We start from the raw sequence: 2,574 nt of genomic DNA on the forward strand, positions 1-2,574 counted from the left end.
GTGTTCATCGTGACCGACACACATCCGCCGCGCAAGTAGGCTCTCGGCCCGTCAACCCTAGCCCGGCACGGATTGGCCGGCCGATACTGTCGCGCCGCCGATACTGCCGCGACACTGAGACCGGGCGAGTCCCGTTCATGAGCAGAACAGGCGGCCGCATAGCTGCGCAGGAGGGTGCCGTGCCGACAATGACAGGCGTAATCGAGACCGCGCTCTACGTGGATGACCTGCCGCGCTCCAGGCAGTTCTACGAGCAGACGCTGGCCCTGGAGGTGCTCGACGCAACGGATCGGCTGTGCGTCCTTGCCGCCGGCGGGCACGATGTCCTGCTGCTGTTCCACCGCGGCGCCATGGTGGATGACCTCGAGACCTCAGGCGGGGTGATCCCCGGCCACGATGGGACCGGCCCCCTGCACGTCGGCCTCGGGGTGCGCGCGGAGGATCTCGAGGCGTGGGAAGCGCGGCTGGCGGCCGACGGCGTGGCCATCGAGTCGCGGGTCCGCTGGCCCCTCGGAGGGCAGAGCGTGTACTTCCGCGACCCGGACGGACATCTCGTGGAACTGCTGACGCCCGGCATCTGGCGGGTGTACTGAGGCGACTGGCGGCCGCGTGCGGCCACTGCGGTCCAATGGTGTGCGAATTCGCAACTTTGACGAGTCGGCGTCCGTGGAAGGGCTCGACGATCCGGCCTTCGGGAGATGACACTTCTGCACGTCCGTGTCGAACTGAACACGCCTTCGCGATGAGCCACGTGCGAGGACACATTGACGAAGGCGCGGGCGATGGTCCATCGTGGAGGACACCAATGAGACGCCTCACAGCCCTGGCCTTCGCCTTCCTGCTCGCGGTCCCGATTCTGCCGTCGGCCCAGTCACCGCCCGCGGAACCAGCGATTCGGCTGGTTCTGCTCATCGCGGTGGACCAGCTGCGGTTCGACTACCTCACACGATTTCGCGGCGAGTTCCGGCACGGCTTCGCCCGGCTGCTCAACGACGGAGCGGTCTTCACCAACGCGTACCACGACCACTACCCCACCGTCACCGCCATCGGCCACGCCACGATGCTCAGCGGCGCCACGCCGGCGGTGAGCGGCATCATCGGCAACGACTGGTACGACCGGGCGCTCGGCGCGAGCGTGACCAGTGTGGAGGATCCGAACACTCGGACGGTTGGCGGGACACCCGGCGCCGGCGCCTCCCCGCACCGCCTGCTCGTCAGCACGGTGGGCGATGAGTTGAAGACTGTCTCGGGACCCGGCGCCGATCGGGAACGGCCGCGCGTGTTCGGCCTCTCCCTGAAGGACCGTTCGGCGATCCTGCCGGCGGGTCACCGGGCGAATGGCGCGTTCTGGTTCGACACCACCACCGGCACCTTCGAATCGAGCACCTGGTATGGCGCGGAGCTTCCGGCGTGGGTTGCCGAGTTCAACGCCCGCAAGCCCGCCGACGCCTACGCCGGCCGGACCTGGGAGTTCGCCGGCGGCCCGGAGGGCAAGGGGCGCATGATGCCGGCCGCGCCGGGCCGGCCCCTGTACGCGGCGGTGTACGGAAGCCCGTTCGGCAACGAGCTCCTCGCGTCGCTGGCCGAGACGGCGTTGGCTGCCGAGCGGCTCGGGCAGCGCGGCGTGACCGACCTGCTGAGCGTCAGCTTCTCGTCGAACGACAGCGTCGGCCACAGCTATGGGCCGGACAGTCCCGAGGTGCACGACATCACGGTGCGAACCGACGAGGTCATCGGGCGTCTCCTCGCGAAGGTGGACGAGCTGGTGGGTCTTGACCGGACGCTCGTGGTGCTCACAGCCGATCACGGGGTGTCGCCGGTCCCCGAGACGCTGGCCGAAGCGAAGATGCCGGGCGGCCGCATGGCCGGCGAGGCGCTGTTCGGACCGATCGAGGCGGCGCTGGACCTCCGGTTCGGCGAGGGGAAGTGGATCCTGGCGACGGCCGGCAGCTCCCCGTATCTGAATCATGGGCTCGTCGCGGAGCGGGAGCTCGACGCCGGCGACGTACGCCGCGTGGCGGCCGCCGCGGCAGCCGGGGTGCCGCACGTGGCACGGGTGTACACGCGCGACCAGATTCTACGCGGCGACATCCCGCCGGACACCATCGGACGCCGCGTCCTGCGCAGCTATCGCGCAGACCGATCCGGTGACCTGGAAATCATCCTCGACCCGTACTGGATCCGCTCAGGATCCGGCACGACCCATGGCACTCCGTACACCTACGACGCGCACGTGCCAATTGTGTTCCTGGGCCCGGGGATTCGCGCCGGGTGGTATCACGCGACGGTGGCGGTCAACGACATCGCGCCCACGGTGGCGACGCTGATCGGGGTGCAGATCCCGAGCGGCTCGGACGGGCGGGTGCTCGCCGAGATGCTGGCGCCGGTCGCCGTGCCGCCGGCCGCGCCGCATTCCACGGCGGGCCAGTAGGGGTCGAGAGGGTTCGCCACGCGACCAGAAGTGACAGCCCCTCCCCACCCCTGTGCTCAGCCGCTGAAATAGACGTACGCCACCACGATGAGCAGCAGCACCAGCCCCGACGCCCATACGTCGGTTCTGCCCCAGCTCTGTCG

2 protein-coding genes are annotated in these 2,574 nt (G+C 69.4%); both read left to right on the plus strand.

Going from position 1 to position 2,574, the window contains the following annotated elements; translation table 11 throughout:
* Window positions 1–188 precede the first annotated feature (188 nt).
* The gene (locus ACRDU5_RS19505; protein WP_526616425.1) at window positions 189–593 is read left to right on the plus strand and encodes a VOC family protein; all 405 of its coding nucleotides are present in this window, start codon (window positions 189–191) and stop codon (window positions 591–593) included.
* Window positions 594–805: 212 nt separating this feature from the next.
* On the plus strand, window positions 806–2,431 hold the full coding sequence (locus ACRDU5_RS19510; RefSeq protein WP_526616426.1) for an alkaline phosphatase family protein: 1,626 nt from the start codon (window positions 806–808) through the stop codon (window positions 2,429–2,431).
* Window positions 2,432–2,574 lie beyond the last annotated feature (143 nt).

It is taken from the genome of Mycobacterium sp., from assembly GCF_050701515.1.
In the GTDB taxonomy this organism is placed as follows: domain Bacteria; phylum Actinomycetota; class Actinomycetes; order Mycobacteriales; family Mycobacteriaceae; genus Mycobacterium.

Bases quoted from the DNA above. Each gene is read 5' to 3' on its own strand.
- ACRDU5_RS19505 (WP_526616425.1), top strand. From the start codon at position 189: ATGACAGGCGTAATCGAGACCGCGCTCTACGTGGATGACCTGCCGCGC.
- ACRDU5_RS19510 (WP_526616426.1), top strand. From the start codon at position 806: ATGAGACGCCTCACAGCCCTGGCCTTCGCCTTCCTGCTCGCGGTCCCG.